At 70.1% G+C, this 12,101-nt stretch carries 13 protein-coding genes and 1 riboswitch; of the genes, 4 read left to right on the top strand and 9 right to left on the bottom strand.

Features of this window, described 5'->3' with window-relative positions; translation table 11 throughout:
- Positions 1–2 precede the first annotated feature (2 nt).
- Positions 3–644 carry a TenA family protein gene (locus tag E3U26_RS02305; protein WP_499105332.1) on the bottom strand — a complete coding sequence of 214 codons (642 nt, stop codon included), beginning with the start codon at positions 642–644 and terminating at the stop codon, positions 3–5.
- A gap of 65 nt (positions 645–709) precedes the next feature.
- A riboswitch (TPP riboswitch) is annotated at positions 710–840 on the bottom strand.
- A 170-nt stretch (positions 841–1,010) separates the two neighbouring features.
- On the opposite strand from E3U26_RS02305, the gene E3U26_RS02300 reads away from it, so the two are divergent.
- Positions 1,011–2,201: an AI-2E family transporter gene (locus E3U26_RS02300; protein WP_036758477.1), complete on the top strand. Its 1,191-nt coding sequence runs from the start codon at positions 1,011–1,013 to the stop codon at positions 2,199–2,201.
- A gap of 76 nt (positions 2,202–2,277) precedes the next feature.
- Here E3U26_RS02300 and hflC read toward each other — a convergent pair whose 3' ends face one another.
- Genes hflC through rpiA form a run of 4 tightly spaced genes read right to left on the bottom strand, consistent with a single transcriptional unit; the run spans position 2,278 to position 6,800 of the window.
- A complete protein-coding gene (gene hflC / locus E3U26_RS02295; protein ID WP_499105331.1) occupies positions 2,278–3,405 on the bottom strand; it encodes a protease modulator HflC in 1,128 nt (375 codons plus the stop codon).
- On the bottom strand, positions 3,405–4,610 hold the full coding sequence (gene hflK / locus E3U26_RS02290; protein ID WP_036758471.1) for an FtsH protease activity modulator HflK: 1,206 nt from the start codon (positions 4,608–4,610) through the stop codon (positions 3,405–3,407). Before hflK ends, hflC begins: the two co-directional genes overlap by 1 nt.
- A 58-nt stretch (positions 4,611–4,668) precedes the next feature.
- Positions 4,669–6,069 (bottom strand): NAD(P)/FAD-dependent oxidoreductase, encoded by a 1,401-nt coding sequence (gene gorA / locus E3U26_RS02285; RefSeq protein ID WP_499105330.1) that lies wholly within the window; start codon positions 6,067–6,069, stop codon positions 4,669–4,671.
- Positions 6,066–6,800 (bottom strand): ribose-5-phosphate isomerase RpiA, encoded by a 735-nt coding sequence (gene rpiA / locus E3U26_RS02280; RefSeq protein WP_370362688.1) that lies wholly within the window; start codon positions 6,798–6,800, stop codon positions 6,066–6,068. Before rpiA ends, gorA begins: the two co-directional genes overlap by 4 nt.
- A gap of 147 nt (positions 6,801–6,947) precedes the next feature.
- Between rpiA and E3U26_RS02275 the strand changes: the two genes are divergently transcribed.
- Genes E3U26_RS02275 through E3U26_RS02265 form a run of 3 tightly spaced genes read left to right on the top strand, consistent with a single transcriptional unit; the run spans position 6,948 to position 9,054 of the window.
- A complete protein-coding gene (locus E3U26_RS02275; RefSeq protein WP_499105814.1) occupies positions 6,948–8,090 on the top strand; it encodes a bifunctional 2-C-methyl-D-erythritol 4-phosphate cytidylyltransferase IspD/2-C-methyl-D-erythritol 2,4-cyclodiphosphate synthase in 1,143 nt (380 codons plus the stop codon).
- A gap of 2 nt (positions 8,091–8,092) precedes the next feature.
- Positions 8,093–8,590, top strand: coding sequence for a phosphatidylglycerophosphatase A family protein (locus E3U26_RS02270; RefSeq protein ID WP_072463621.1), 498 nt, complete (start codon positions 8,093–8,095; stop codon positions 8,588–8,590).
- A 44-nt stretch (positions 8,591–8,634) separates the two neighbouring features.
- Positions 8,635–9,054 carry a CinA family protein gene (locus tag E3U26_RS02265; RefSeq protein WP_499105813.1) on the top strand — a complete coding sequence of 140 codons (420 nt, stop codon included), beginning with the start codon at positions 8,635–8,637 and terminating at the stop codon, positions 9,052–9,054.
- Between the two features lie 111 nt (positions 9,055–9,165).
- Here E3U26_RS02265 and E3U26_RS02260 read toward each other — a convergent pair whose 3' ends face one another.
- From E3U26_RS02260 to E3U26_RS02245, 4 genes are read right to left on the bottom strand one after another with little or no spacing between them, the layout of a single operon-like run.
- Entirely contained in the window at positions 9,166–10,209 is a 1,044-nt protein-coding gene (locus E3U26_RS02260; RefSeq protein WP_499105329.1) for a threonine aldolase family protein, read from the bottom strand.
- Positions 10,206–10,646 carry a YcgN family cysteine cluster protein gene (locus E3U26_RS02255; RefSeq protein ID WP_036758454.1) on the bottom strand — a complete coding sequence of 147 codons (441 nt, stop codon included), beginning with the start codon at positions 10,644–10,646 and terminating at the stop codon, positions 10,206–10,208. The genes E3U26_RS02260 and E3U26_RS02255 overlap by 4 nt, the downstream gene beginning before the upstream one ends.
- On the bottom strand, positions 10,646–11,575 hold the full coding sequence (locus E3U26_RS02250; protein ID WP_036758451.1) for a bifunctional riboflavin kinase/FAD synthetase: 930 nt from the start codon (positions 11,573–11,575) through the stop codon (positions 10,646–10,648). Before E3U26_RS02250 ends, E3U26_RS02255 begins: the two co-directional genes overlap by 1 nt.
- 32 nt (positions 11,576–11,607) lie before the next feature.
- Positions 11,608–12,051, bottom strand: a complete 444-nt coding sequence (locus E3U26_RS02245) for a MaoC family dehydratase (RefSeq protein ID WP_036758533.1) — start codon at positions 12,049–12,051, stop codon at positions 11,608–11,610.
- Positions 12,052–12,101: the final 50 nt, after the last annotated feature.

The following is a 12,101-nucleotide window of genomic DNA, read 5'->3' as shown; positions in this document are numbered from 1 at the left end:
CGCTAAGAAGCGAAAGCATCGTCGAAAAACGCCAGTTCCAGCGTAACGGCGCGGCGGAAGAAGTCCCGCGCCTGCTCTGCGGCCTCGGGGCCTGCCCGGTCGAATTCGTCGCGCAGGAAGCCGACGAAATCGCGGAAGAAGGGATTGTCGTGCAGCGTGATCCATTCGGCATGGACGAAATTCGCCGGCAGCGGCTGGGTCGCGCGCATGGCCCAGTCGAGATAGAGCCCCTCGGCCACGTTCAGCACCGCCAGAACGGCGGGATAGGCGCGCGTCTCGGCCGCCTCGCGCATCAGCGCCTGGAAACCCGCGGTAGGGGCGCTGTCGGGAATTGCGGCGCGGTCCGCCTCGCCTACGCCGAGCGCGGCAAAGGCGCGCAGGAAATAGTCGTTCTCCTCGCCCGAGACCATGCCGGCGAAGCGGCCGAAGCGCAGCCGCGATTCGAAACGGTCGGCCGAGGCGATGGCGGCGCCCAGAAGCGTCAGGAAGGCGTCGAGGAAACGGTGGTCCTGCACCAGGTAGCGCGCCATCGCCGCATCCGCGATGCTGCCGTCGCAAACTTCGCGCACGAAGCGGTGGCCGACGGCGGCGGACCATTCCGTCGCGCATTCCCGGCGCAGGGTCTCAAAGAAACTTTCGGTCATCATGCCCTCATGGCTTGGGGGCGAGACCGTCGGTGCGGCGGCCTCGCGGTGAGGCCGGCAAAAGGCAGGTGCGTCATTCCCATTCCTCCGCCGGCATGATCCGGGTCAGGTTCAAAGGGTCACCGCGCCGCCCGTTGCAGGTCGCGCCGGGCCAGCGGTTTCTCAGCCCCTTGCCGGGGCTCCCCTTGGTGGCGCCAGGTTAGCGCGGATGGCCGCGGCTGTCACGCGCCGCCCACAGGATCGTGAGCCGGGAAATCCGGGAGCGGCCGGGCCCGAGGCGGCATTCCGTCTTGCAGCCGGGGGCCAGATGTTATCTCGTTGCGACAGGGCGGGCGCGCGAGCCGCCCGCAGTCAGGACCGGGAACCATGACGACAGGCGAAATGCCGAAACCCACGACCACGACCGAGCCGAACCCCGCCGCTGCCCTGCAGCAAAGCCCGAAACAGGTCGGTCTGCGCCTGCACCGGCCGCCCCTGCTGACCAATATCTCGGCCGCGCGCTGGCTGCTGCTGGCCATCGTGGCGGCCTCGATCTACTTCTTCCACGGCTTCCTGGTGCCGGTGCTGGCGGCCATGGTGATCGCGCTGGCCAGCTGGCCCCTGCGCGAGCGCGCGGCCCACCAGCTGAACCTGGGCCGCACCGGCGCGGCCACGCTGCTGGTGCTGGTGCTGGTCTGCTTCCTGCTGATCCCCATCGCCATGGCGCTGATCTATGCCTTCCGCGAGCTGCGCGACTGGATCAACTGGGCGATCGTGGTCAACAGCTCGGGCGCGCCGACGCCGGGCTGGATGGTCGAGCTGCCGCAGGTCGGCGACTGGCTGGACGAGAACTGGCAGACCTATGTCGGCCGCCCCGGCGGCATCAGCGAGATCGTGCAGCTGGTCAGCGGCTCGAACATCGGCGCGATCTATCGCGGCGCGGTGACGGCGGGCACGCTGGCCTTCCACCTGGCGCTGACGCTGCTGTTCATGCTGATCACGCTGTTCGTGCTTTACCGCGACGGCGACAGGATCGTGGCGCAGATCGACCAGGTCGGCCGCCGCATCCTGCCCGACCGCTGGAGCCGGCTGTCGCGCGTGGTGCCCGCCACCATCAGCTCGACCGTGACCGGCATGACGCTGATCGCCATCGGCGAGGGGGTGATCCTGGGCATCGCCTATTGGCTGGCGGGCGTGCCCTCGCCGGTGACATTCGGCGTCATCACCGGCTTCATGGCGCTGATCCCCGGCGGCGCGCCACTGTCCTTCACCCTGGTCTCGGCCTATCTGGTGGCCAGCGGCACGCCCTTTGCCGGGGCGGCGCTGTTCATCTGGGGCACCTGCGAGCTGTTCGTGGTGGACAAGACCATCCGCCCGGTCCTGGTCGGCGGTCCGGTCAAGCTGCCCTTCCTGCCGACCTTTTTCGGGTTGATCGGCGGGGTCAAGACCATGGGCATCGTCGGGCTGTTCGTCGGCCCGGTGCTGATGGCGCTGCTGGTCTCGATCTGGCGGGAATGGCAGCGCGAATTGTCGGAAGAGGAACAGCGGCAGGACAGCAAGCTCATCGGCCTAGAGTGACCGTCGGCCCCCGGCATGAAAAAGGCGGGACGCAAGCCGCGTCCCGCCTTTCCTTTTGCGCTGTTCGTCCCGCGGATCAGTCGGCCGGCGCCGGCGTCGCGGCGGGCGGCACCACCGGCTCTTCCTGCGGCGGGCTGGCCAGCGATTCCGGCAGCGGCGTCAGCGTCACCCCGGCGCTGGAGCCCAGGGGCTGGCCGGTGCGGTCGGTTTCGGCCGGCGCCGGGGTCTCGCCCGGTTGCAGCGCGCCTTCGGTCTGCGGCTCCTCCTCCGACTCGGACTCCGACTCGGGCTCGGTGGCGGCGGGCGTCGGCACCGGCACCGGATTGGCCCGGTCCGCGCCGTCATTGCGCAGATAGTCGAAGAACTCGCCCTGGGGCTGGATCACCAGCGAGCTGTTCTCGCCCTTCAGCGCCCGCTCATAGGAGGTCATCGAGCGGGTGAAGGCAAAGAACTCGGGATCGCGGCCGAAAGCGTCAGCATAGATGGCGTTGCGGCGGGCATCCGCCTCGCCGCGCACCACCTCGGCCCGCTTGCGCGCTTCCGAGGTCAGCTCGACCACGGTGCGGTCGGCGGCGGCGCGAACGCGCTGCGCGGCCTCGCCACCGCGGGCGATCTCGTCGGCGGCCTCGCGCTCGCGCTCGGCGCGCATCCGGGCATAGGTCGCGGTCAGGTTCTGCTCGGGCAGGTCGGTGCGGGTCAGGCGCACGTCGATGACCCGGATGCCCAGGTCGCGGGCGTCGTCGCGGGCCAGGTCGCGGATGCGGTTCATCAGCGGCGTGCGGTCGTCCGACAGCACCGTGGTCGAGGGCACCGAGCCCAGCACCTGCCGGATCGCATTGGTCACGATCGGCTCAAGCCGGCGCTGCGCGAATTCGATGCCGCCAGAGCCCACCGCGCGGCGGAACTGCACCACGTCGGTGATCTGCCAGCGCGCGAAGGCATCGACCACCAGGCGGCGGTCGTCCAGCGGCGTGACCTCCATCGGCGGGGTCGGCAGGCCCAGGATGCGGGCATCGTATTTCACCACATTGTCGAGGAAGGGCACCTTGATGCCCAGGCCCGGCTCCTCGCGCACCTCGACCACCTCGCCGAAGCGCAGGACAAGCGCCTTTTCGCGCACGTCGACGATATAGAGCGCGGCGATGACCAGGACCGCCACCACGACCAGGAAGGGCAGCGCCAGAAGCGAGATTGCACGGTTCATCACTGGTTCCCCCCGCCGGTATTGGTGTTGCCGGAGCCCGAGGCCCCGCTGCGCAGCTGATCCAGCGGCAGATAGGGCACCACGCCCTGCCCGGCCTCGCCATCGAGGATGACCTTGTTCACCCCGCCCAGAACCTTCTCCATGGTTTCCAGATACATCCGGCGGCGCGTGACCTCCGGCGCCTTGACATATTCGTCATAGACCGAGTTGAAGCGCGCGGCCTCGCCCTCGGCGTTGTTCACCGCCTCGGCGCGATAGGCCTCGGCGCGTTCGATCACGGCGGCGGCCTCGCCTCGGGCGCTGGCCAGCACGCGGTTGGCATAGGCGTCGGCCTCTTTCTCCAGCCGGTCGCGTTCCTGCTGGGCGGCCTGCACCTCGCGGAAGCTGTCGATCACCTCGCGCGGCGGGTCGGCGCGGTCCAGGTTGACGCGCAGCACGTTGATCCCGGCCTCGTAGTCGTTCAGCGTGTTCTGCACCGCCAGCTTCAGGTCGTCGGCGATGGCGCCGCGGTCGCGGTTCAGGATCGGCGCCAGTTCCGAACGCGCCACGATGTCGCGCATGGCGGATTCCGAGACGGCGCGGATGGTGTCGTCGGGATCGGCCAGGTTGAACAGGAATTTCTCGGGGTCCGAGATGTTCCAGACCACCTGATAGGCCATGTCCACGATGTTCTGGTCGCGGGTCAGCATCAGCCCCGAATCCATCGGCCCGGCGCGGCCGGTGCCGATCTCCGTGGTCCGCTCGCCCGAGACCTGCACCACCTCGGCGGTGACGACGGGCCAGGGCGCGAAGTTCAGGCCCGGCTCGCCGGTGCCCACGGGCTTGCCGAACAGCAGCTCGACCGCGCGTTCCTCGGGCTTGACGGTGTAGAAGCTGGAAAAGGCCCAGACCGCGAGCACGGCCAGCGCCGCGATGCCCCAGGTGCCGCGGCTCATCTGGAATTGCGGGCCCTGCGGCCGGCGCGGGCCGCCGCCGCGGTTGCCACCGCCGCCGCCCTTGCCGCCCATCAGCACCCGCAGCCGGTCCTGGCCCTTGCGCACCAGTTCCTCGATCTCGGGGATCTGGTCGCCGCGGCGCGGACCCTGCGGCCGGTCGTCCCTGCCGCCGCCCGGACTGCCCCAGGGAGGCTGGCCGCCCCCTTGCGGCGGCTGCTTGCCGCCCTTGCCGTCATCTCCGCCGCCGCCCCAGGGGCCTTGTCCTGCCATACCTCTCGTGCCTCGCTTGATGTCTGTCTGGTTGAAACTGGTGCCTTCGGCCGGAAAATCAAGCCGATGCGGCGGGTTTGTCCATTTTTGCCGCCCCCACGCGGCGCGAAGGCTTGCGCATGGTCACAAGCTCTTCCGCCAGCGTCGGATGCACGGCGATGGCGGCGTCGAAATCGGCCTTGGTCGCGCCCATGCCGAGCGGGATCGCGATCATCTGGATCATCTCGCCCGCCTCGGGGCCGAAGATGTGGCAGCCCAGCACCTTGTCGGTCTCGCCATCCACCACCAGCTTCATCACCGCCCGCGCATCCGAGCCGGCGAAAAGCGAGCGCATGGGCCGGAAGCTGGCGACATAGATGTCGGCGGGACCGCAGGCCTCGGCCTCTTCCTCGGTCAGGCCGATGGTCGCCACCTCATGCGGGCGGGTATAGACGGCGCTGGCCACCAGCCGGTGGTCGACCTTGCGCGGCCGGGCGCCGAAGACCGTGTCGGCAAAGCTGTGCCCTTCGCGGATCGCGACCGGGGTCAGGTTCACCCGGTCGGTCACGTCGCCCACGGCATAGATCGACGGCACCGAGCTTTGCGACCATTCGTCCACCGCGATCTCGCCCCTGCGGCCCAGCCGGACGCCGGCCTCCTCGAGCCCCAGCCCCTTGGTATAGGGCGCGCGGCCGGTGGCGAACATCACCGCGTCGAAGATCTCGCTGCCGCCATCCTCGAAGGTGACGCGGACGCCCGCCCCCTCGCGGTCCAGCCGCGCCGGGTTGGTGCCCAGCCGCACGTCGACGCCGATGGCGCGCAGCTGCTCGGTGGCATGGCGGCGCATCTCGGCGTCGAAGCCGCGCAGCACCGCATCGCCGCGATAGGCCAGCACGGTGGCGCTGCCCAGCCCCTGCAGGATGGTGGCGAATTCGCAGGCGATGAAGCCGCCGCCCACCACCAGCACCCGGCCCGGCAGCCTGTCGAGCGTGAACAGGTCGTCCGAGATCAACCCCAGTTCCTTGCCCGGAATGTCGGGGCGCTGCGGCCGGCCGCCGACCGCGATCAGGATATGCTTGGCGCTCAGGCGCTGGCCGTCGGCCAGCTCGACCGTATGCGCGTCGTGCAGCCGGGCGCGCTGCATGTGGACCTCGGCCCCGGCATTCACCAGCCCCGAGGTATAGGCGCCCTCGAGCCGGTCGAGTTCGCGCAGGAGCTTGCCGTGGAACTCGGCCCAGTCGAAGCGGCCCTCGCCCGCGCCCTGCCAGCCGTAGCCGCGCGATTCGGCCGCCGCGGCGCCGGCTTGCGAGGCGAAGATCATCAGCTTCTTGGGGACGCAGCCGCGGATGACGCAGGTGCCGCCCATGCGGCTTTCCTCGGCCAGGCCGACGCGGGCGCCGTATTCGCTGGCCGCGATCCGCGCCGCGCGCACCCCGCCCGAGCCGCCGCCGATGACGAAAAGGTCGTAGTCGAATTTCATGCCATGTCCTCGCGCCGCAACTCCACCACCGACCCGTCCGGGCAGCCGATGATCGCCAGCTCGCAGATATTCAGGAACAGCCCGTGTTCAACCACCCCGGCGATCGCGGACAGCTCGGCCGCCAGCGCCTCGGCATCGGGGATCGATTCCAGCGCCAGGTCCAGCACCAGGTTGCCCTCGTCGGTGCGCAGGGGCGCATCGGCCCGCTTGCGCAGCAGGATCGGGCGCTGGGTCAGCTCCAGCCGGTCCAGCGCGCGCTGGATCAGCGTCCTGGTCGCCTGCCAGCCAAAGGGAATCACCTCGACCGGCAGGTGAAAGGCGCCCAGCCGGTCCACCACCTTGCCCTGGTCGGCGATGACCACCATGCGGTCCGAGGCGGTGGCGACGATCTTTTCGCGCAGATGCGCCGCGCCGCCGCCCTTGATCAGGTTCAGGTCCGGGTCCACCTCGTCGGCGCCGTCGATGGTCAGGTCCAGCCAGCCGATGGCGTCCAGGTCCTCGACCGTCAGCCCCAGCGCGGTCGCCAGCTCCGCCGTCGCCTTCGAGGTCGCGGCGCAGCGCAGCGCAAAGCCTTCCTCCTGCACCCGCTGCGCCAGGCGGCGCACGAAGATCGCCGCGGTCGAGCCGGTCCCCAGCCCCAGCCGCATCCCCGGCTCGACCAGCGCCACCGCGGCGCGGGCGGCGGCATCCTTGGAAAGATCGGTGACGGCGGGATCGGTCATGACGGGAATCCTTGGCTGAATGGCAGGCGGCACATGGCCGTCCTTATAAGCACAAGCCGCGCCATGGGCCACTACCGGCTGCGTCTTTTGGCCGCGACGAAACGCCTGACCGGCGGCGATTGCCTCGGGGCGGCGGCTGACCTACATCTGGCGGCTATGACGATACCCGCCACATATGCCGCCATCATCACCGCCGCGGGCCGCGGCACCCGCGCAGGCGAGGGCCTGCCCAAGCAATGGCGCGGCCTGGCCGGGCAAAGCGTGCTCGAGCGCAGCATCGCCGCCTTTTCCGGCTTCCCGCGCATCGTGGTGACGCTCGCGCCCGAGGACATGGCGCGCGGCCTGGCCGAGCTTGCCGGCCCGGTGGTGCTGGTCGCCGGCGGCGCGACGCGCAGCGACAGCGTGCGCGCGGCGCTGGAAAGCCTGGAAGGCAGCGGCGTGACCCATGTGCTGATCCATGACGGCGCCCGGCCGCTGGTTTCGCCCCGCGTGATCGACGGCGTGGTCGCGGCGCTTGCCGCCGGTGCGCCCGCCGCCGCCCCCGCCCTGCCCGTCACCGATGCGCTGTGGCGGGCCGCGGACGGCCGCGTCACCGGCACCGCCAGCCGCGAGGGGCTGTTTCGCGCCCAGACCCCGCAGGGCTTTGCGCTGGACGCCATCCTGGCCGCGCATCGCGCCCATCCCGAGGGCGCGGCGGACGACGTGGAGCTGGCGATCCGCGCCGGCCTGCCCGTCACCGTGACGCCGGGGGACGAGGACAACCTGAAACTGACCTGGCCCGAGGATTTCGCGCGGGCCAAGCGTATCCTGGGGGACGCGATGGACATCCGGCTTGGCAATGGTTTCGACGTGCATGCCTTCACCACAGGCGACCATGTCTGGCTGTGCGGGGTGAAGATCCCGCATGACAAGGCGCTGCTGGGCCATTCCGACGCCGACGTGGGGATGCACGCGCTGACCGACGCGATCTATGGCGCCTTGGCGCAGGGCGACATCGGCCGGCATTTCCCGCCCTCGGACCCGCAATGGAAGGGCGCGGAAAGCCATATCTTCCTGCGCCATGCCGCGATGCTGGCGCGGCAGATGGGCTATGAGATCTCGAACGCCGACGTGACGCTGATCTGCGAGCGGCCCAAGGTCGGGCCCCATGCCGGCGCCATGGCGCTGCGGCTGTCCGAGATCGTCGGGGTCGAGCCCGACCGGGTCAGCGTCAAGGCCACCACCTCGGAACGGCTGGGCTTCACCGGGCGCGAGGAAGGCATCGCCGCCATTGCCACCGTCACTTTGGTCAAGGGGTAATCATGGACAAGTTGATCGCGACATTCTTCGGCATCGGCCACCTGCGGCCGGCGCCCGGCACCTGGGGCTCGGCCGCCGCGGTGGTGCTGGGGGTCGCGGCCTATGAATGGCTGCATCCGATGCTGGTGCCGGCGGGTTTCGTGCTGGCGACCGTGCTGGGCTTCTGGGCGGTGCCGCGCGTACTGGCGCAAAGCGCCGACGGCGACCCGTCCTGGGTCGTCATCGACGAGGTGGCGGGGCAATGGCTGGCCATGTGCTTCACCGTGATCCCGCTGGCGCAGAAGGGCGTCTCGATCCTGGCGGCCTGGCCGGGCTTCGTCGCGCCCTTCCTGCTGTTTCGGCTGTTCGACATCTGGAAGCCCTGGCTGGTCGGGCGCGCGGACCGGCGCGGCGGCACGCTGGGCGTGATGGCGGACGACCTGTGGGCGGGCCTGTTCGCCGGCGTGGTCTCGGTCATCCTGGCCGGGCTTTACCATGCCGTGCTGGAGCCGATGCTGTGACCGACCCGGCCGAAGTCCTGGACCTGGCGCGCAGGCGCGGGGTGATGATCGCCACCGCCGAAAGCTGCACCGGGGGGCTGATCGCCGGGCGGCTGACCGACGTGCCGGGCTCGTCGGACGCGGTGGACCGGGGCTTTGTCACCTATTCCAACGCCGCCAAGGTCGAGATGCTGGGCATCCGCCCCGAGACGCTGGAGGCCCACGGCGCGGTCAGCGAGGAAATCGCGGCCGAGATGGCCTCCGGCGCGCTGGCCCGTTCGCAGGCCGGCGTCGCTGTCGCGGTCACCGGCATCGCCGGCCCCGGCGGGTCCGAGCACAAGCCCGAGGGCCGGGTCTGCTTCGGCATCGCCGATGCCGACGGCGTCAGCACCGAGACGGTGGATTTCGGCCCCCGCGGCCGCGCCGCGGTGCGCGCCGCCACCGTGGAACACGCGCTGGCTTTGCTGAAGGCCGCGCTGACCTAGGGGTGCGGCAATGCGGGGGCGAATGCCGGACGGTATACCCACACAGCAAGATCAGGTCGCGCCCGCCGGGCTGCCCAAGGCCAAGGCGACGCCGCCGCCCGCCGGGCCGCGTCAGGCCAGGGCCTGCAAGGCGCCGGTCACGTCCTCGAGCCGCGTGTCCCAGCCGCAGACCAGCCGGACGCCGACCGGCTCGTCATCCTCGGCCTTCCGGCTGTGCGGCCAGAGGTGATAGCAAAGGCCGCCGGCGCAGGCGCGGCGATGCAGATCGGCCGGGATGGTGGCGAAGACCGCGTTCGATTCGACGCGCTGGTCGATGCGCACGCCCGGCAGCCGCGCCAGACCCAGCGCCAGCTCATGCGCCATGGCATTGGCGTGGCGCGCCAGCTGCAGCCACAGGTCGCCCTCGAGCCAGGCCAACACCTGCGCCGCCAGATAGCGATGCTTCGAGACCAGCGCCCCGGCCCGCTTGCGGCGGAACTCGAACTCCTCGGATTTCGCGGGGTCGAAGAGCAGCACCGCCTCGACCCCCATGCAGCCGTCCTTGGTGCCGCCCAGCGACAGGATGTCCACGCCCGCCCGCCAGGTCAGGTCGGCCGGCGCCACGTCCAGCCCGGCCAGCGCATTGGCAAAGCGCGCCCCGTCCATATGCAGCCCCAGCCCGGCATCGCGGGCGACGGCGGCAAGGGCATCGACCTCGTCCGGGGTGTAGACCGTGCCCCATTCGGTCGCGTTGGTCAGGGTCAGCGCAGCGTTCCGCCCGGCATGGACCGAATCGCGGCCATGGACCACCAGCGCCTCGGCCAGCGCCTCGGGGGTGATCTTGCCGCCGGCGCCGGGCACCGGGACAAGCTTGGCGCCGCCGGTCATGAACTCGGGCGCGCCGGTCTCGCTGGTCTGCACATGGGCGTCGGCATGGCAGAAGATCTTGCCCCAGCCCGGCGCCAGCAGCGACAGGGACAGCGCATTGGCCGCGGTGCCCGAGGCCACGAAATGCACCGCCGCCTCGGGCGCGTCGAACAGTTCGCGCAGGCGGTCCTGGGCGGCGCGGGTGATGCTGTCCTGGCCGTAGGAGGGCACATGGCCCTCGTTCGCGGCGGCAAGCGCGGCCATGATGCGGGGATGCACGCCGCCCGCATTGTCCGAGGCGAAATTCATGAAAGATCCTCGATGATATGCTCGTCCCAGTCGTCCTCGGTCACGGAAAGCTCGCTGACGGTCCAGCCGCGCACCGAGGCGCCGGCGCGATGCACCGATTCGCGATCGCCCGAGATCAGATAGTGCCAGTCGTAAAGCGGCTTGCCCTCGGCGCGCAACCTGTAGGCGCAGGTCGAGGGCAGCCACCAGGCGATCTCCTTGAGCTTTTTGGGCGTCAGGACGACGCAATCGGGAACGAAATCATGGCGGTTGGCATAGCTGGAACATTGGCAGGTCTCGCCGTCCAGCAGCCGGCAGGCGACGCGGGTAAAGGCCAGCTCGCCCGTATCCTCATATTCGATCTTGTTGAGGCAGCACTTGCCGCAGCCGTCGCAAAGCGCCTCCCATTCCTCCTTGTCGAGGCGCGCCAGCGGCAGTTCCCAGAACCGTTCGCGCATCAGCGGGTCGCCAGGATCTCGCGGGCCTGGGCACTGTCGCGGTCCATCTGCGCGACCAGCGCGTCGAGCGTGTCGAACTTGGCCTCGGGGCGCAGGTATTCGACCAGGGCGACCGACAGGTGCTGGCCATAGAGGTCGGCGGCGAAATCGAAGACATGCACTTCCAGGTTGGGCCGGTTCTCGCCGAACATCGGCCGCACGCCAAGGCTGGCCACGCCCTTGTAGCTGCCGCGGTCCGGCCCGGTCAGCACGTCGACCAGCACGGCATAGATGCCGAGCGCCGGCAGGTGCAGCCCCTCGACCGCCATGTTCGCGGTCGGATAGCCCAGGTCGCGGCCGCGCTTGTCGCCATGCAGCACCTCGCCGTCGATGCGGTGCCAATGGCCCAGCATGCGCTCGGCGTCGCGGGTGCGGCCCTCGGTCAGCGCCTGGCGGATCGCGGTCGAGCTGTATTGCACCGCGCCATCGCCGATCAGCGGCGCCACGGTGACGCCGAAGCCCATCTCGCGGCCCAGCCGGGCCAGGGTCTGCGCATCGCCCGACCGCTTGCGGCCGAAGCAGAAGTCGGAGCCGACGGTGACATGGCGCACGCCCAGCCCCTCGACCAGCACCTCGCGCGCGAAGGCCTCGGGCGCAAGCCCGGCCAGCACCGCGTCGAAGGGCAGTTGGTAAAGATGGTCCACCCCCAGCCGCGCCAGCCGGTTCGCCCGCGATTCCACGTTCATCAGCCGGAAAGGCGGCGCGTCGGGGGCGAAGAATTCGCGCGGATGCGGCTCGAAGGTGATGACGCCGAGCGCCGCGTCGCAGGCGGCGCGCGCCGCGTCGATCACCGAGCGATGGCCCAGGTGGACGCCGTCGAAATTGCCCATGGCGACGGTGGCCCCGCGGGCATCGAGCGGCAGAGCTTTCCAGTCGTGATGGATGCGCAATCGGGCCCCCGGTGGGCCGGCGGCCGGCCCTGTCAGTCGAATTTGCGGCTTGGCGCCAGAACGACCGCCTCGCCTTTCAGGACGACCGTATCGCCGACGAGGCAGCGGGTTGCAAGGGTCACGCGGCGCTTTGCGTGGTCGATCGCCTCGACCGTGACCTCGGCGCGCACCATGTCGCCGGGCCGGACGGGGGCCATGAATTTCAGCGTCTGGCCCAGGTAGACCGTGCCGTGGCCGGGCAGCTGCTCGCCGATCACGGCCGAGATCAGCCCGGCGGTCAGCATGCCATGGGCGATGCGCCCCTCGAAGATGGTGTCCTGCGCATAGGCCTCGTCCAGATGCACCGGATTGCGGTCGGTCGAGACCTGGGCGAACATCTCGATATCCTCGTCGGTCACTACCTTCTGCAGGTAGCGCATCATCCCGACCTCGAGATCCTCGATGACGATCGTGCCGCGCGGAAGGTTGTCCAGCATCATTCAATGCTCCCGATGAGTGGCTTCATGCTGCATAGCAGCAAAAGCAT

The organism is Paracoccus ferrooxidans (assembly GCF_029909815.1).
In the GTDB taxonomy this organism is placed as follows: domain Bacteria; phylum Pseudomonadota; class Alphaproteobacteria; order Rhodobacterales; family Rhodobacteraceae; genus Paracoccus; species Paracoccus versutus.
The sequence above is the reverse complement of the archived record's forward strand: the minus strand, read 5'-3'. Positions and strand labels throughout refer to the sequence as shown.

Bases quoted from the DNA above. Each gene is read 5' to 3' on its own strand.
- E3U26_RS02300 (WP_036758477.1), top strand. From the start codon at position 1,011: ATGACGACAGGCGAAATGCCGAAACCCACGACCACGACCGAGCCGAAC.
- gorA (WP_499105330.1), bottom strand. From the start codon at position 6,069: ATGAAATTCGACTACGACCTTTTCGTCATCGGCGGCGGCTCGGGCGGG.
- E3U26_RS02260 (WP_499105329.1), bottom strand. From the start codon at position 10,209: ATGAATTTCGCCTCGGACAATGCGGGCGGCGTGCATCCCCGCATCATG.
- hflK (WP_036758471.1), bottom strand. From the start codon at position 4,610: ATGGCAGGACAAGGCCCCTGGGGCGGCGGCGGAGATGACGGCAAGGGC.
- E3U26_RS02255 (WP_036758454.1), bottom strand. From the start codon at position 10,646: ATGCGCGAACGGTTCTGGGAACTGCCGCTGGCGCGCCTCGACAAGGAG.
- E3U26_RS02305 (WP_499105332.1), bottom strand. From the start codon at position 644: ATGACCGAAAGTTTCTTTGAGACCCTGCGCCGGGAATGCGCGACGGAA.
- hflC (WP_499105331.1), bottom strand. From the start codon at position 3,405: ATGAACCGTGCAATCTCGCTTCTGGCGCTGCCCTTCCTGGTCGTGGTG.
- E3U26_RS02265 (WP_499105813.1), top strand. From the start codon at position 8,635: ATGATCGCCACCGCCGAAAGCTGCACCGGGGGGCTGATCGCCGGGCGG.
- E3U26_RS02270 (WP_072463621.1), top strand. From the start codon at position 8,093: ATGGACAAGTTGATCGCGACATTCTTCGGCATCGGCCACCTGCGGCCG.
- E3U26_RS02245 (WP_036758533.1), bottom strand. From the start codon at position 12,051: ATGCTGGACAACCTTCCGCGCGGCACGATCGTCATCGAGGATCTCGAG.
- E3U26_RS02275 (WP_499105814.1), top strand. From the start codon at position 6,948: ATGACGATACCCGCCACATATGCCGCCATCATCACCGCCGCGGGCCGC.